Raw genomic sequence first — 15,275 nt, forward strand, 5'->3', positions numbered from 1 at the left:
CTGGCCGGGCTGTTCATGGCACCGATGATCCGCCGGGAAACCGCAAGGACCTGCTGAAACTCAAGACCATCCTGGAGCCATGAGCGGCCTTGAACCCTACGCAGCCCTGCGGTGAAGGCCCCGGGCCTGGTTCCGGCCAGGCCCTGGCTGCGGCTCACGCAGCAGTCGCAGGTTGTACCAACAGAACATCGCCAGCCCCAGGTAGAGGGACAGTTCCATCGCCTCTGCATACTCCGAGATGACGAACGTGGGCTCCGGCCAGATCAGCAGGCGGAAGAGGCGGTAGCCGGCGGCCAGCAGGAAGGCCGGCACCAGGCACAGCGGCGGGATCAGCAGGCGCCGGTTCTTCAGCTGCTCCCAGCGTTTTCCAGCGGCAGCCCAGACCAGCGGGGCACAGGCGCCGTAGAGGCTCGCGAGGAGCATGGCGGCGGGGACCAGTTCCTGCACGCCGCGGATGTTGTGCACCGTGGTCTCGCCCTGGCGGTTGACCTCGTTCAGGGATTCGGGCGTGGCCCAGCCGAAGATGCGCTGGCCCCAGGAGATCTCCTCGCCCGTCAGGAACCAGACCCCCAGCGTGACGACCGCATAGAGCGCGGCGATGCCCCAGCGTTTGGCGCGGACCAGGTACACGGTGATGAGGGGCAGGAAGATGCTTGCCGCCAGCAGGCAGGCGAACTGCAGCCATTCGATCAGCGAATCCTCGTTGACCAGCCAGAGGTAGAAGTCCTTGAACGGGAGGGCTGCCGCCGCAACCACGGCGATGATGAACGGGACCAGGATGAGCAGCCGCGCCTGGCGGGGTTCGATCCTCCAGTCCTCGGAGTCTCGCCGGAGATGCTCAGCCGCCCGGGTTTTCCACTCGTTGATGGCCGGCATTATGCCTCCTCAGGTGTTGCGTCCAGATCCAAAGGAAGCTCATGCCCCCGCTGACCATTAAGTCTTGGTGGTGCAGCGGCCCGCACGAGTAGCGAGTACTTGCATTTGAACATGGCAGCACTGAGGGCTGTTGCCGGTACTCACCGCCGGAGACAACAAAACCGCGGCCTGTTCGCGGATCCGAACCTTGAAGGCCAGGATCTGCGAACAAGCCGCGGTGTCAGGGGCATCAGATGCTGTAGCGCTCGTCCTCGTGGTCGCCCGGGTGGTCCTTGACCAGTCCGGCGGCGAGGGTGTTGCCGTCCAGCGGGTCGATCACCAGGAAGGCGCCGGTGCGGCGGTGGTGGAGGTAGTTCTCCAGCGGCAGCGGCGCGGCGAGCCGGAGCTGCGCGTGGCCGATGTCGTTGAGCTCCAGGCTGGAAGCGCCCTCAAGCTTGAACGATGCCAGGTCCAGTTTCCCGGAAACGCTGCGGACCAGCGCCTGGACGGTGCGGGTGCCATGCTTGACCAGGACCTTCTGGCCCTCACGGAGGGGCTTCGGCGACAGCCAGCACAGCGCTGCGTACAGGTCTGCGGTGGCTTCGCGGACGGTGCCGGCGGCGGCGATGGTGTCACCACGGGCGACGTCGAACTCGTCAGCCAGGCGAACAGCCACGGACTGCGGGGCGGCGGCTTCCTCCAGGGACTTTCCGGCGAAGTCGATGCCCACCACGGTGGTGGTGCGCGGGGCCTGGCCCGGCGTCAGCACGGATACCTGGTCCCCCACCTTCACGGAGCCTTCGGTGATCTGGCCGGCGTACGCGCGGTAGTCGCGGTAGGCCTCCACGTCCAGTCCGGCTGCCACGGCGTCGGGAGCCAGCGCACCCTGAGGGCGGACCACCAGCTGCACCGGAAAGCGGAAGCTCTCGAGGTGGCTTTCCAGTTCATCGGCGGCGGGCAGGGTCTCCAGGACCTCCAGCAGCGCGGGCCCGGTGTACCAGGGGGTGCGCTCCGAGCGCTCCACCACGTTGTCCCCATCAAGGGCGGACACCGGAATGACGGACAGATCGGTGATTCCGCCTGCATTCAATTCGTCACGGCCCAGACCGAGTTCGCGGCCCACCTGCTGCACGTCGGCTTCGATGTCGCGGAACACGGACTCGCTGAAGTCCACCAGGTCGATTTTGTTGACGGCCACAATCACGTGCGCCACGCGCAGCAGCTGCAGCACTGACAGGTGGCGGCGGGTCTGCTCCAGCACGCCCTTGCGGGCGTCGATGAGGACGACGACGGCATCCGCGGTGGACGCGCCGGTCACCGTGTTCTTGGTGTACTGAACGTGACCGGGGCAGTCCGCCAGGATGAAGCTGCGGCGGTCGGTGGCGAAGTAGCGGTAGGCCACATCGATGGTGATGCCCTGCTCGCGCTCGGCACGCAGGCCGTCGGTCAGCAGGGCCAGGTCGATGCCGCCCTTTTCCCCGCCGAAGCCGCGGTCCGCGGAGGTGCGGGCAACGGCGTCGAGCGTGTCAGCCAGGATGGCCTTGGAATCGTGAAGGAGGCGGCCCACCAAAGTGGACTTGCCGTCGTCGACCGATCCCGCGGTGGCAAACCGGAAGAGCGTTGTTGGCAGGGCCGTTTCCAGCCCCTGAACTGCCAGGGTGTCGGTGCTCATTAGAAATACCCGTCCTTCTTGCGGTCTTCCATGGCAGCCTCGGAGATGCGGTCATCTGCACGGGTGGCGCCACGTTCGGTCAGGGTGGAGGCAGCGACTTCAACCACAACGTCGGCCACCGTGTACGCGTCGGATTCGACAGCCCCGGTGCAGGACATGTCCCCCACGGTGCGGTAGCGGACGGTCTTGGTGATGACTTCCTCGTGCGGCAGCGGCTGGGACACTTCGCCCACAGCGCGCCACATGCCGTCGCGGGCAAAGACCTCGCGCTCGTGGGCGTAGTACAGGCCGGGCAGCTCGATGTTCTCGCGCTCGATGTAGCGCCAAATGTCCAGCTCGGTCCAGTTGCTGATGGGGAACGCACGGACGTGCTGGCCCACCGTGTGGCGGCCGTTGTACAGATTCCACAGTTCGGGGCGCTGGTTGCGCGGGTCCCACTGGCCGAACTCGTCACGGAGGCTCAGGATGCGCTCCTTGGCGCGGGCCTTGTCCTCGTCACGGCGGCCGCCGCCAAAGACGGCGTCGAACTTGTTCTGCTGGATGGCGTCCAGCAGCGGAACTGTCTGCAGCGGGTTGCGGGTGCCGTCGGCGCGCTCGGCGAGCTCGCCGCGGTCAATGAACTCCTGGACGGAGCCCACCACGAGCTTCAGGCCGAGCCGCTCCACGGTGCGGTCGCGGAAGTCGATGACCTCGGGGAAGTTGTGGCCGGTGTCCACGTGCAGCACGGGGAACGGGACCTTGCCGGGCCAGAAGGCCTTGGTGGCCAGGTGCAGCATCACCACGGAGTCCTTGCCGCCGGAGAACAGCAGGGCGGGCTTTTCGAACTCGGCAACAACCTCGCGGATGATGTGGATGGCCTCGGACTCAAGGGTGTCCAGGCTGCTCAGGCGCGTGGAAACGGCAGCGTCAGTCACCTGGGTGGTCTCCTCGGTTAGGTAAGTGCTCATACGTGTAGTCCGCATTCTGTCTTGTCGGTCCCTGCCCAGCGGCCGGCGCGGGGGTCGTCGCCCGGCGCCACCTTCCGGGTGCAGGGCTGGCAGCCAATGGAGGGGTACCCCTGGGAAAGCAGCGGGTTGACGGGCAGGAGGTTGTCGTCCGAGTACTGGACCAGCTGGTCGAACGTCCACGCAGCCACCGGGTTGACCTTGACCAGGCCGTTGGCCTCGTCCCAGGTGACCAGCGGGGTGTTGGTGCGGGTGGGGGCCTCGTCGCGGCGCACGCCGGTGAACCACAGTTCGTAGCCGGACAGGGTGCGGCGCAGCGGGGCCACCTTGCGGAGGGCGCAGCACTGGGCGGCGTCGCGGGCGAACAGGTCCTTGCCCAGGAGCCGGTCCTGCTGTTCCACGGTGTTCTCGGGGAGCACGTCCACCACGTTGACGCGGAGGTACGCGGCCACTTCGTCGCGCGTGGCGTAGGTTTCCGGGAAGTGGTAGCCGGTCTCCAGGAACAGGACGTCAACGCCGGGCATCTGGTCCGCCACCAGGGCCGGGAGGACGGCGTCGGCCATGGAGCAGGCGACGGCAACGGCGGGCAGCTCGAAGTTGCGTTCCACCCAGGCGATGACATCGCGGGCGGGCGCGTCCCACCCGAGCTCGGCGGCACCGGCTTCGGCGATGGCCTTGAGCTCGTCGTGCGAGCGGAGCTTGGGAGCGGCGGTTGCCACCGTCTCCTCAACCTGCGCGGCAGCCTCAGCCGGTGCAACCACGGGGTTTACACCAAGTGCATGCTTGGGCCCACGGCCGCCGGGGTCCCCGGCCGAGCTTGCGAGGTTGGGGTGCGGCTGGGGACTCACTGGAGTGCCTCCTCATCTGCTGCGTGGGCCCACTCGGCGAAGGTCTGGCCTTCGGCCCGCTGGGCCACGAAGGTGCGGACCACGCGCTCCACGTAATCGGGGAGGTCGTCGACGTAGACCTTGAGGCCGCGGACGGTGCGGCCCAGGCCTGCTTCCTCCCGCTCGTTCGAAGCCAGCCCGCCGCCCAGGTGGACCTGGAAACCCGGGGAGGGGTCGCCGTCGGGCGTTGGCAGCATCATGCCCTTGAGGCCGATGTCCGCGGTCTGGATGCGGGCGCAGGAGTTGGGGCAGCCGTTGATGTGCAGGGACAGCGCGTGGGGCAGCTGGCCGCTGTCGGTGAGGTCGGCCAGGCGGCGTTCCAGCTCTGCCACCGCCGTGGCGGCGGTGTACTTGGTCTCCACGATGGCCAGCTTGCAGTACTCGATGCCGGTGCAGGCGATGGTGCCGCGGCGGAACACGGACGGGCGGGCGGACAGGCCCAGCTCGTCCAGCTCCGCCACGAGGGGCTCCACCTGGTCCTTCTCGACGTCCAGGACAACGAGCTTCTGGTGCGGGGTGGTGCGCAGCCGGAAGGAGCCGCGGGCCTCGAGGGTGTCCGCAAGCTTGACCAGCGCGGCACCGGACAGGCGGCCGGCCAGCGGGGTGGCGCCGATGAAGAACTTGCCGTCCTTCTGCTCGTGCACGCCGATGTGGTCTCCCGGGGTGGTGGGCTTGGGCGCGGCGGGGCCGTCGGCCAGCTTGTAGCCGAGGTATTCGTCCTCGAGGATCTGGCGGAACTTCTCCGGACCCCAGTCGGCCATCAGGAACTTCAGGCGTGCCTTGGTGCGCATGCGCCGGTAGCCGTAGTCGCGGAAGATGCTGGTCACGCCAAGCCACACGTCGGCGGCCTGCTCCGGCGTCACGAACGCACCGAGGCGCTTGCCGAGCATCGGGTTGGTGGACAGCGCGCCGCCGGCCCAGAGGTCGTAGCCGACGCCGAGTTCGGGGTGGCGGACACCCACCAGGGCGAAGTCGTTGATCTCGTGGACCACGTCCTGGCTGGGGTGGCCGGTGATGGCGGTCTTGTACTTGCGCGGCAGGTTGGACAGCAGCGGGTTGCCGATGAACCGCTCCCCCAGCTCCTCGATGAGCGGGGTGGGGTCGATGATCTCGTCCTTGGCGATGCCGGCCACGGGCGAGCCCAGGATCACGCGGGGAACGTCGCCGCAGGCCTCGGTGGTGGACAGGCCAACACCTTCCAGGCGGGTCCAGATCTCGGGGATGTCCTCCACGCGGATCCAGTGCAGCTGGATGTTCTGGCGGTCGGTCAGGTCGGCGGAGTCGCGGGCGAAATCCACGGAGATCTGGCCGATGACGCGCAGCTGTTCGGTGGTGAGGGCGCCGCCGTCGATGCGGACGCGGAGCATGAAGTACTTGTCCTCGAGCTCGTGCGGCTCAAGCGTGGCCGTCTTGCCGCCGTCGATCCCGGGCTTGCGCTGGGTGTAGAGGCCCCACCAGCGGAACCGGCCGTGCAGGTCCTGGCCGGGGATGGCGTCGAAGCCTTCCTTGGAGTAAATGGTCTCGATACGCTCGCGCACGTTGAGGCCGTCGTCTTCCTGTTTCCAGGTTTCGTTGGCGTTCAGCGGCGTTTTGCCGTCCACTTTCCACTGCCCGTGCGGCTTCGCGGCGGGACGGGATGTGCGGGCCGGGCGCTTGGCGGCAGCGGAATCCGCCGACGCTCCGGCTAGAGCTGTATCAGTCATGCATCGACTGTAGGTCGCGCCCGAAGAGCGTCACAAAGGCCCGGAAACGCTAAGTCACCTAGGGAAATATTTCGTCACGAAACGCCGGACAGCCTTGAAGAAGCCACCCTGCTGTGCATTTGCGGCCGGTTCCGCAGGGGCCTCTTGGGGGGCCTGGGCGGGCGCGTGCGCGGCTTTTTCAAGTGGCGCGTGGGCGGCGGCTTCGCGGGCTTTTGCGACGGCGGCGTCATACCTGTCCAGCGCAATCTCGGCGAGCACCGGGGACGGCAGCAGCGGTTCGGTCACGACGTCGGCCCCGGCCTTGGCCAGCTGGTCGTGGAAGAAGCCCGGCGCCAGGAGGTAGGAGGCAATCACCACGCGTCCGCCGACGTCGACCGCCCCGGCGGACTCACCCGCCCCGGCACCGCCCTCCAGCTCCTCGCGTAGCATCGCGACGGCGTCGGGCACGGAAGGTTTGGCAGAGGCACCATAGGCGGCCACCATCCGGTTGAACCGCAGCTCCCGGAGCTGGCCCAGCAGCTCCTCGACGCTGACGGCGGCATTGGGGTTGGACGAGCCTGCCGCGGCCAGCACGATCACGTCGTTGTCCGTCACGCCGGCTTCGCGCAGCCGCTGGTCGAGCAGCGCGGCCAGGCGCGGATCAGGCCCCAGCGGCGCGGCTGCGGCACTGCCCGGCCTGCTCTTCACGGCCCGCGCGATGTCCACCTTTACGTGGTAGCCCACGCTGAGCAGCAGCGGCACCACCACGGCGGCCTCCCCCTCGGGCAGGCCCGCCACCACGTCCACCAGGTCAGGCTGCTGGACGTCCACATAGGCCTCCCGGACGTCAAGGCCGGGGCGGAGTCCGGCGATGGCGGCGCGCAGGGCGTTGACCTCCGCGGCTCCCTGTGTGTTGGACGTCCCATGGGCGCAGGCGATCATGATGGGGCTGTTCATACGGGCTAGCGTAACGTTGGAGCCGCCCTGTCCGCCCTCTTTTGAATTGCCGGGACGCTCCATGACATTCGCCTTTGACAACTCGCCGGTGTGGCTGGATCTGCTGGGCGTCTTTTTCTTCGCGGTGTCGGGGTCCCTGCTGGCGGCCCGGAAGCATATCGATATTGTCGGGTCCCTGCTGCTGGCTTCCCTGGTGGGACTCGGCGGCGGCGTGATCCGGGACATCATCCTGAACAGCGGGCCACCTGCGGCGTTCACCAATCCGGCCTACCTAGTGCCCCCGCTGGTTGCCACGGCCCTGGTGTACTTCCTATTCCCCAGCGTGCAGCGGTACACGTCGCTGCTGACCCTGTTCGACGCCGGCGGCCTTGCCCTGTTCTGCATGACCGGCACGCTCAAGGCGCTGGCCGCCGGCATGAACCCGGTGGCGTCGGTCCTGCTGGGGGTCACCACGGCGGTGGGCGGCGGGCTGCTTCGCGACATCACCGCCAACGAGGTTCCAGAACTCTTCAACCCCAAGGACATCTACGCGCTGCCGGCCTTCGTGGGGGCCGCGATGACCGCCGGGCTGTGGGTCCTGGGTGTCTTCAACGTGCTGACGGCGACGGCCATCGCAGCCGTGGTTTTCACTTTCCGCATCCTGGCATGGCGGCGCTCCTGGCAGGCGCCGCTGGCCGTTCACGGGTGGCACCGGCGGGGTAGCAATCCCGCGGCCTGACCACCCCATCGGCGGCGCTCCCGCGTCACTTTGCAGGGCCCGGGATTAGCTAGGATATGAAGCATGACTGACATGTTCCTCGAGAAATTCCGTGCGCTTGTTCCGAAGTATCTCGAAGACGAATGGCAGGCAGAGGACGGGCTGGATCCGGACGAGCTGGACAAGGCCCTGGCCGACCACCAATTCCAGATTCCCCTGGTGCTCCGCGAGTTCTACCTGGCCCTTGGCGGCTGCGAGGACCTGATGGAGGCGTACCACTACTTCTGGGATCCCGACGAGCTCGAGGTTGACGACGAAGGCTTCCTGATGTTCCTCGAGGACGAGGAAGAGGAATACACGTGGGGCTTCCGGGTGGGCGACCTCAGCGTCCCCGACCCTATTGTGTACCGGCGCAACAACGCCCGCGGGCAGTGGAAGTCCGAAGAAGGGACGTTCTCGGAGTTCGTGTTCGACATGTTCGAGTGGGCCTTCGAGGACGACGACAACTAGGGCTTTCCGCTCTTCCGTCTCAGCGTGGCGTCGAGTTCCTGCGATGCCCGCTGGGTTTCCTCACCTTTTGGGGTGTGCGACGGCGTGTCCTCCTCCGATGACGGCGTTTCCCCCGGTTCGCCAGCAAAACCTTGGGAATCTCAGCGGATAACCCGGCCCCGGAGGACCTGCCACACCTCCGCCATGATTCTTTCCGGGTGATGAACCACATCGGCGTACCCGTAACGTAGTACCGCATATCCGGTGAGGGTGCTGGCGTTGTTCCTGGCACGGTCCTTCTTCACCTGGCGGGGCTCAAGGTGGGTGGCGCCGTCGAGCTCGACGATCAGGAATCCTTCCAGCAGGAAGTCCACGATGCCGATGCCGGGGAGCTCCACCTGTGTCTCCGTGAAAATGCCCGCCGCGCGGAAAAGAATCCGGGCGACCACCTCGATGGGCGAATCTGCGGTCCCGTCAACGAGTTCCAGCACGCGCCTGGCTGCACCGTTCCGCTTACCGGGCAGCCGCCCCCGCAGGTAGCCGAGGGTGGTTAGTCCCTGCCGCGCTGCACTCTCCACCATAACGGCAGCTTCCATGGCCGGAAGGCAGCGCAGGCTGTGGATCAGCACGTCGGTGGTGCTCGCCACCGGTTTTGGTGAATCCGGAGGAACCAAGGACCCTCGGTGCACGACTGCGTCCGCCGGCCCACGGTGCCGGCACAGGAGGTGAACCCTCGACGGTTCCCTCAACAGCCAAAGACGGCGATGTACTGCGGCAGAAGCACAAGTCAGCAGGCCATTGCCCAGGACAGCCGCAGTCATGTCCGCCGGGGCCTCGGGCAGCGCCACCACCCCGTGCCGGAGCCGGCGGATGTCACCCAGCGCCACCGCATTGCGAATGCTCCGGTCTGTGAATCCAGCCTGCAGGAGCGTGGAGGTGCGCGCCACTGAGCCTGCGTACGTGAGGAATCGGGTGAGGTCCATGGAGCCAGCAGACCCAATCTTCGACGCGGAACGCAGTGCCGGGCAGCCCTATGTGGACAAAACTCCTGCTGAACTTCCCCGGCTTTCGAGCTGCCTTTCGGCGGGTCCCGGCAACTCGCCGGGTTTCCAACCAGTTCTCGGCAGAAAGGTGGGGAAACTCAGCGCCGACAAGTCCGTGACACCCCAAGTAAATTACTAGTTGCATCTTGTGACAAACCTGTCATAGACTATTCACGGATCCGCTAAACGCCTCCGGCGGGTCTGATGCGAACGGAGAGATAGCCCCGGTTCACAGCAACGTATGACTCGTATCGTTGCCGCGGACCGGGGCTGTCCCGTTTAAACAATCGTTGCTCCATTGCCGCACACGCGGCGAAGCCCGGCCCCGTCATGGAGCCGGGCCTCACAGCGGTTGAGTCAGCTGGCGCGGTCCACCACAGCCAGTGCGAAGCTGGACAGCGAATCCTTGACCACACCTTCGGGCAGCGGAGCGAGCGCCTCAATAGCCTCGTCGGCCCAGCGGCGTGCCACCACCCAGGATTCGGCCGTGACGGGATGCTCGCGCAGGCCGGCGACAGCCGCAGCCAGGGCTTCGTCCGACGACAGGTCGCCGTCAATCAGGGTCAAAAGGTCGACGGCGGACTGGTCACCATCAGCGGCCGCCTTGCGCAGCAGCAGCACGGGCAGGGTGGGAACCCCTTCACGCAGGTCCGTTCCGGGCGACTTGCCGGACTTCACCTTCACGCCGGTCACGTCAATGACGTCGTCGGCCAGCTGGAACGCGACGCCCACCTTTTCTCCGTACTCCACCAGGATGTCCTCGAAGGCCTCGTCGGCGCCGGAGAAGATGGCACCAAACTGGCCCGAAGCAGCCACCAGCGAGCCGGTCTTGTCCGCGATCACGGACAGGTAGTGCTCCACCGGATCCTCGTCGGGGCGGGGCCCCACGGTTTCGTGCAGCTGGCCGAGGCAGAGCCGCTCAAAGGTGCGGGCCTGGATGCCCAGCGCACGCCCCCCAAGCTCGGACACCAGAATTGAGGCGCGGGCGAAAATCAGGTCGCCGGTGAGGACCGCCACGGAGTTGCCCCAGACTTCGTGGGCGGTGGGTGCACCGCGGCGGAACGGGGCTGAGTCCATGACGTCATCGTGATAAAGCGTTGCGAGGTGCGTCAGTTCCACCACGACGGCGGCCTGCACCACGGCGGGCAGCGACGCGTCGCCAAGGTGTGCACAGAGCAGGGTCAGCAGCGGCCGGATGCGCTTGCCGCCGGCTTCCACCAGGTGGCGCGACGTGGCGTCAGCGAGCGGATCCGAGTTGGCGATGGCTTCGCGGAGCTTCTTCTCCACCCGGGCCAGGTTGTTGGTGATGGCCGGCCCCAGTTCGGCATCTCCGGCGATGGCCGCAAAACCCGCGGGCAGCTGCAGGCCCGTTGCGATGGCGGTGGTATTGAGGCTGGGTTCGGAGTCCGGCAGGCCGTGTCCGGCGTGCGTCCAGCTGTGGTCTGCGGGGTTGGTCACGGGTTAACCCTAACTTTTTGTTGCGGATACCGCTGATTCGAGGCCGCCAGCGTATTGGATGTGGCCGGAACCAGCGATTCCAGGACACGGATCACCCGGTCCTCAAAGCCCTTCGCGGACGGGTCCGTGAGGTTGGCCAGGAGACGGACCACGAACCGCATCAGCACCGGGATGGGCATGCCGGTGCGGAGTGCGAGCTTCATGACCGCAGGCTTCCCGATCAGCACGGCAAACGCCCGGCCAAGGGTGAAGTGGGAGCCCCACTGTTGGCGCACATAGTCCGCGTACCGCGCAAGATGCGCATCGGCGTCGTACGTTCCGCCGGCCGCCGCTGAGCGGGAGGAGGCGTCGATGATGAACTCGGCAGCGAACCGCGCGGACTCCATGGCGTAGGAGATGCCCTCGCCGTTGAACGGGGAAACCATTCCGCCGGCATCGCCCAGCAGCAGGAGGCCCGGCGAGTAGTGCGGCGTGCGGTTGAAGCCCATGGGCAGCGCCGCGCCGCGGATCTCGCCCACCTGGTTATCCGGCGTGAAGCCCCATTCGGCGGGCATGCCGGCGGTCCATTCGCGCAGGACCTGCTTGTAGTCGAGCTTGCCGAATTCCTTTGAGGAGTTCAGGATGCCCAAACCCACGTTGGAGGTGCCGTCACCCACGCCGAACACCCAGCCGTAGCCGGGGAGCAGTTTGCCGTCCCGGCCGGGGAGCTCCAGCCAGCCTTCCATCCAGTCATCGTCCGTGCGGGGCGAGGTGAAGTAGGTGCGGACGGCGACGCCAAGCGGGCGGTCGTCGCGTTTATGCATGCCGAGGGACACGGCGGTGCGCGTGGAGTTGCCGTCGGCGGCGAGGACGACGTCGGCGCTGAACTCGCGCGTCTCCCCCGTCTTGCGTCCCGACTCGTCGAGGAGCGCTGCGCGGACCCCGGTGACGCGGCCGTCGTCGTTGCGGATGGCCTCGGTGACGCTGTGCCGCTCAAGGATGGCGGCACCCGCGGATTCGGCGTGCCGGGCCAGTTCCTCGTCGAAGCCAAGCCGGGTGCGGATCAGCCCGTACTGGGGAAAGTCGGACACCTCGGGCCAGGGCAGTTCGATGGTGCGCCCGCCGGCAATCAGGCGCAGGCCCTTGTTGCGGCGCCAGCCGTCGTTCTCCGGATGCGGCAGGCCGAGCTTCTGGATCTCGCGGACTGCCCGGGGAGTGAGCCCATCGCCGCACACTTTTTCGCGCGGGAAGCTCGTTTTTTCCAGGACGGTAACGTCCAGCCCGGCCCTGGCAAGGTAGTACGCGGCGGTGGACCCGGCGGGGCCGGCGCCGACAATCAGTACTTTCACAGGTCAGCGGACGATGTTGCGGCGCAGCTTGGCCACGGGGCCCTTGTGCGCGGCGATGGCGGCAGCGGCGCTGTCCGGCGTAGATTCTTCGGCTTTGAACGCGCGGTGCACGGCCACGATTCCGCCGGTGAGGTTGCGGTAGGTGACCTTTTCCCAGCCGGATTCCTGCAGCCAGGCGGCAAGGTGGTCCTGGTCCGGCCACGCGCGGATGGACTCGGCGAGGTAGACGTAGGCGTCGGGGTTGGAGGCAACCTTGGTGGCAATGGCAGGCAGGGCCCGCATGAGGTATTCGGTGTACATGGTCCGCCAGAGCGGAACCATGGGCTGCGAGAACTCCGCAATAACCAGCCGGCCGCCGGGCTTGGTGACGCGGAGCATCTCCTGCAGTGCTTTTTTGGGCTCGTTGACGTTCCGCAGGCCGAAGGAGATGGTGGTGGCGTCGAAGGAGTTGTCGGCGAACGGCAGGTTGGTGGCATCGCCGGCAACAAAGTTGATGTCCGGGCGGCGGCGCTTGCCCACCTTGAGCATTCCGAGGGAGAAGTCGCAGGCCACCACGTCTATGCCCGCATCGGCATACGGTTCGCTGGAGGTGCCGGTGCCCGCTGCCAGGTCCAGGACACGCTGGCCCTTGCTGGCCTCCATGGCATCCACCACAACCTTGCGCCAGCGGCGCGTCTGCCACAGGGACAGGACGTCATTGACGACGTCGTATTTCGGTGCGACGTCGTCAAACATCGTGGCTACTTCGTCCGGACGCTTATCCAAGGATGCTCGGTTCACCATGTCATTGTCTCAAATGTTCAGGAGCCTCCCGACCAGCCACGGCCCGGGGCCAGGAACGCCCTGGTGTCGGCTGCCACCTGCACCGGACACTCCCACAGGATCAGGTGGCCTGTTCCGGAATACACCTTCAGGACCGAACCGGGGATGCGGCCGGCGAGGACCTCCTCATCGCGGCGGGGCAAAAACTCGTCATCCTCCCCCCACAGGATCAGGGCGGGGACGCCGATGGGTCCGGCATCAGTGGGCGGGACGGCCTGGTACAGCCCTTCGAGTGCAGTCCGCCACACGTGCGCCGGCATCCTCATGCCGTCCCGGACACGGTCCTCCACGAACCACCCGGGAACCTGCCGGTGGAAGGTGAACCACTCCAGGGATTGCCGGACCCACCCCTCATCCAGGGGATCCCGCAGCGACTCCACTTCATCCGCAAAGGCCGGCCTGCCGGCAAGGTTCAGGGGCGAGCCCACCAGCACCAGTGCGCTCACCCGTCCCGGATGGGCGACGGCGACCTGCTGCGCCACGTACCCGCCGCTCGAGGAACCCAGGATGGCCGCGGACTCCAGGCCCAGCGCGTCGAGGATCGCCTCGACGTCCCTGGCCTGATCGGTGAGTGAATAGCCGCCGCGGGGTTTGTCGGCTTCGCCGTGCCCCCGCAGGTCGGGCGCAAGGATCTGCAAGCCCTCAAGCAGGGGTATCAGGCGGTCAAAGCTGCGCCGCGATTCCCCCCAGGCGTGCAGCAGCAGCAACGGCTGCGCGGACGGATCACCCTGTACCAGGCACGGGACCGCAATGCCGGTGCTGAGGCTGAGCCGGCGGACCTCTGAGTCCATACGCTGAGGCTACGCCGGACCTGCCGGCGGCGGTACCTCCAGGGTGCTCCCGGGCCAGTGCACGCGCGGGAGTAGTGTTGTCTCATCATGACGAGCACGTTCCGCACCCTCACAGTCCCCCTGGATGGAAAAGATTTCCCCGGGGGGCTTCCTGCGTTTTTGGTCCGGGACGATGTCCTCTGCTGGACCCGGAGGGAAGCCGGGCTGGCCGGCTTCGGCGAGATTGCACGCTTCACGGCCACCGGCCCCGAGCGGTTCCTGGAGGCAGACATCTGGTGGCGGCACCTTGTCCTTGAGGCGGACGTTGCCGATTCCGTCGAGCTCCCCGGGACGGGACCCGTGGCCTTCGGCTCCTTCGCCTTTTCCAAGACTTCCGCCCACGAGTCCCGGCTGATCGTGCCGGAGATCGCCGTGGGCGTGCGGGACGGGCAGGTCTGGCTGACCCAGCTGACGTTCGACGACGGCCCCCTCACCGGGGACACCGCCCGCGCCGCGCTGGACCGCTGGCTGAGGAGCACTGCGGCTCCTGCGGCAATCCCGCCAGGAAGCACGACGGCGGCACCGGACCCTGCCGGGGACGGCACCCTGGGCGCCGTGGCCACGAATGGGGGCGGCGCCGTCGTACGCCCCCTCCCCCTCGCCGCCGGGGCAACCCTGCATACCGGCTCGCTGAGCGAGGAAGCCTGGATGGCGGCCGTGGAAGCGGGCGTCGCCGAGATCCGGACCGGCGCGCTGGAGAAACTGGTGCTGGCACGGGATGTAGTGGCGACCATTCCATCCGGCGTACATGCCGCAGACGTACTGCGCGAGCTCGCCGCGCGCTACCGGGAGTGCTGGACGTACGGGGTGGACGGGCTGGTGGGGGCCACGCCGGAGATGCTGATCCAGGTGGAAGGACGCACCGCCCAGGCGCGCGTGCTGGCCGGAACGCTGGACCGCCGGGACGCCCACGGCGAGGACGGCCTCCCGATGGACTACGCCACCCGGGTGCTGGCCGGCTCGGAAAAGCAGCGGCACGAGCACGAGATCGCCATCCAGTCCCTGACCACGCAGCTGGCGCCGTTCTCGGAGGCGATGAATGCGCACGACGAGCCGTTCATCCTGGAACTCCCGAACGTGTGGCACCTGGCTTCGGACGTCAAGGCGGAGCTGGCCGAAATCGAGGGCCACGTGCCCACCTGCCTGGCGCTCATCAACGCCCTGCACCCCACGGCCGCCGTCTGCGGAACCCCCACCCAGGTAGCAGGGGCCCTGATCCGGAAGCTGGAACACCTGGACCGGGGGCCGTATGCAGGCCCCGTCGGCTGGCTGGACGCAGCGGGCAACGGCGAGTGGGGCATCGCATTGCGGGGAGCGGTCATCGAATCCCCGGACACCGTCCGGCTGTATGCAGGCTGCGGAATAGTCGACGGCTCCCAGCCCGAGGCCGAGCTCGCGGAAACCTGGGCCAAGTTCCGCCCGATGCTGGAGTCCCTGGGCATCAGCAGCTAGGCAGTCCGGGATAGGAGACATGTTGTGCCCGTGCGGGCTTGCTTTCCCCTGTGATTTAGTTATCCAATAGTGAAACTTAGTTTCCTGTGATGCACATCTCATAATCGGCGCTACACTATGAACCGATTTAGTACCGCATACTCCCCGCAACAAAAGGTA

The 15,275-nt window shown here is 67.1% G+C and carries 14 protein-coding genes; 3 read left to right on the plus strand and 11 right to left on the minus strand.

Annotated elements, in window-relative coordinates; translation table 11 throughout:
• Positions 1-96: 96 nt before the first annotated feature.
• The 6 genes from HTS88_RS16095 to HTS88_RS16120 form a co-directional block, all read right to left on the minus strand.
• Positions 97-876 (minus strand): hypothetical protein, encoded by a 780-nt coding sequence (locus HTS88_RS16095; protein ID WP_174180105.1) that lies wholly within the window; start codon positions 874-876, stop codon positions 97-99.
• Between the two features lie 229 nt (positions 877-1,105).
• Positions 1,106-2,527: a sulfate adenylyltransferase subunit 1 gene (locus HTS88_RS16100; protein WP_174180108.1), complete on the minus strand. Its 1,422-nt coding sequence runs from the start codon at positions 2,525-2,527 to the stop codon at positions 1,106-1,108.
• Complete coding sequence (gene cysD, locus HTS88_RS16105; RefSeq protein ID WP_174180110.1) at positions 2,527-3,474, minus strand: sulfate adenylyltransferase subunit CysD; 948 nt, start codon at positions 3,472-3,474, stop codon at positions 2,527-2,529. The genes HTS88_RS16100 and cysD overlap by 1 nt, the downstream gene beginning before the upstream one ends.
• On the minus strand, positions 3,471-4,190 hold the full coding sequence (locus HTS88_RS16110) for a phosphoadenylyl-sulfate reductase (RefSeq protein ID WP_174180197.1): 720 nt from the start codon (positions 4,188-4,190) through the stop codon (positions 3,471-3,473). Before HTS88_RS16110 ends, cysD begins: the two co-directional genes overlap by 4 nt.
• 125 nt (positions 4,191-4,315) lie before the next feature.
• Positions 4,316-6,061, minus strand: coding sequence for a nitrite/sulfite reductase (locus HTS88_RS16115; protein WP_217432661.1), 1,746 nt, complete (start codon positions 6,059-6,061; stop codon positions 4,316-4,318).
• Between the two features lie 54 nt (positions 6,062-6,115).
• The gene (locus HTS88_RS16120; protein WP_174180112.1) at positions 6,116-6,997 is read right to left on the minus strand and encodes a sirohydrochlorin chelatase; all 882 of its coding nucleotides are present in this window, start codon (positions 6,995-6,997) and stop codon (positions 6,116-6,118) included.
• 61 nt (positions 6,998-7,058) lie between these two features.
• Between HTS88_RS16120 and HTS88_RS16125 the strand changes: the two genes are divergently transcribed.
• Positions 7,059-7,715: a trimeric intracellular cation channel family protein gene (locus HTS88_RS16125; protein ID WP_174180114.1), complete on the plus strand. Its 657-nt coding sequence runs from the start codon at positions 7,059-7,061 to the stop codon at positions 7,713-7,715.
• Between the two features lie 63 nt (positions 7,716-7,778).
• Positions 7,779-8,204 carry a hypothetical protein gene (locus HTS88_RS16130; RefSeq protein WP_174180116.1) on the plus strand — a complete coding sequence of 142 codons (426 nt, stop codon included), beginning with the start codon at positions 7,779-7,781 and terminating at the stop codon, positions 8,202-8,204.
• 140 nt (positions 8,205-8,344) lie between these two features.
• On the opposite strand, the gene HTS88_RS16135 is transcribed toward HTS88_RS16130, so the two are convergent.
• From HTS88_RS16135 to HTS88_RS16155, 5 genes are all read right to left on the minus strand, one after another.
• On the minus strand, positions 8,345-9,166 hold the full coding sequence (locus tag HTS88_RS16135; RefSeq protein WP_174180118.1) for an endonuclease domain-containing protein: 822 nt from the start codon (positions 9,164-9,166) through the stop codon (positions 8,345-8,347).
• A 417-nt stretch (positions 9,167-9,583) separates the two neighbouring features.
• Positions 9,584-10,684: a polyprenyl synthetase family protein gene (locus HTS88_RS16140; protein WP_174180120.1), complete on the minus strand. Its 1,101-nt coding sequence runs from the start codon at positions 10,682-10,684 to the stop codon at positions 9,584-9,586.
• The gene (locus HTS88_RS16145) at positions 10,681-12,012 is read right to left on the minus strand and encodes a geranylgeranyl reductase family protein (RefSeq protein ID WP_174180122.1); all 1,332 of its coding nucleotides are present in this window, start codon (positions 12,010-12,012) and stop codon (positions 10,681-10,683) included. Before HTS88_RS16145 ends, HTS88_RS16140 begins: the two co-directional genes overlap by 4 nt.
• A gap of 3 nt (positions 12,013-12,015) precedes the next feature.
• Entirely contained in the window at positions 12,016-12,792 is a 777-nt protein-coding gene (locus HTS88_RS16150) for a demethylmenaquinone methyltransferase (RefSeq protein WP_343044998.1), read from the minus strand.
• 20 nt (positions 12,793-12,812) lie between these two features.
• Positions 12,813-13,625 carry an alpha/beta fold hydrolase gene (locus HTS88_RS16155; RefSeq protein WP_174180126.1) on the minus strand — a complete coding sequence of 271 codons (813 nt, stop codon included), beginning with the start codon at positions 13,623-13,625 and terminating at the stop codon, positions 12,813-12,815.
• Between the two features lie 87 nt (positions 13,626-13,712).
• Between HTS88_RS16155 and HTS88_RS16160 the strand changes: the two genes are divergently transcribed.
• A complete protein-coding gene (locus tag HTS88_RS16160) occupies positions 13,713-15,116 on the plus strand; it encodes an isochorismate synthase (RefSeq protein ID WP_174180128.1) in 1,404 nt (467 codons plus the stop codon).
• Positions 15,117-15,275 lie beyond the last annotated feature (159 nt).

Origin of the sequence: Pseudarthrobacter oxydans, assembly GCF_013314975.1 — a bacterium.
GTDB lineage: Bacteria > Actinomycetota > Actinomycetes > Actinomycetales > Micrococcaceae > Arthrobacter > Arthrobacter oxydans.

Coding starts and splice junctions, on each gene's coding strand:
- HTS88_RS16095 (WP_174180105.1), bottom strand. CDS start 876: ATGCCGGCCATCAACGAGTGGAAAACCCGGGCGGCTGAGCATCTCCGG.
- HTS88_RS16100 (WP_174180108.1), bottom strand. CDS start 2,527: ATGAGCACCGACACCCTGGCAGTTCAGGGGCTGGAAACGGCCCTGCCA.
- cysD (WP_174180110.1), bottom strand. CDS start 3,474: ATGAGCACTTACCTAACCGAGGAGACCACCCAGGTGACTGACGCTGCC.
- HTS88_RS16115 (WP_217432661.1), bottom strand. CDS start 6,061: ATGACTGATACAGCTCTAGCCGGAGCGTCGGCGGATTCCGCTGCCGCC.
- HTS88_RS16120 (WP_174180112.1), bottom strand. CDS start 6,997: ATGAACAGCCCCATCATGATCGCCTGCGCCCATGGGACGTCCAACACA.
- HTS88_RS16125 (WP_174180114.1), top strand. CDS start 7,059: ATGACATTCGCCTTTGACAACTCGCCGGTGTGGCTGGATCTGCTGGGC.
- HTS88_RS16130 (WP_174180116.1), top strand. CDS start 7,779: ATGACTGACATGTTCCTCGAGAAATTCCGTGCGCTTGTTCCGAAGTAT.
- HTS88_RS16135 (WP_174180118.1), bottom strand. CDS start 9,166: ATGGACCTCACCCGATTCCTCACGTACGCAGGCTCAGTGGCGCGCACC.
- HTS88_RS16155 (WP_174180126.1), bottom strand. CDS start 13,625: ATGGACTCAGAGGTCCGCCGGCTCAGCCTCAGCACCGGCATTGCGGTC.
- HTS88_RS16160 (WP_174180128.1), top strand. CDS start 13,713: ATGACGAGCACGTTCCGCACCCTCACAGTCCCCCTGGATGGAAAAGAT.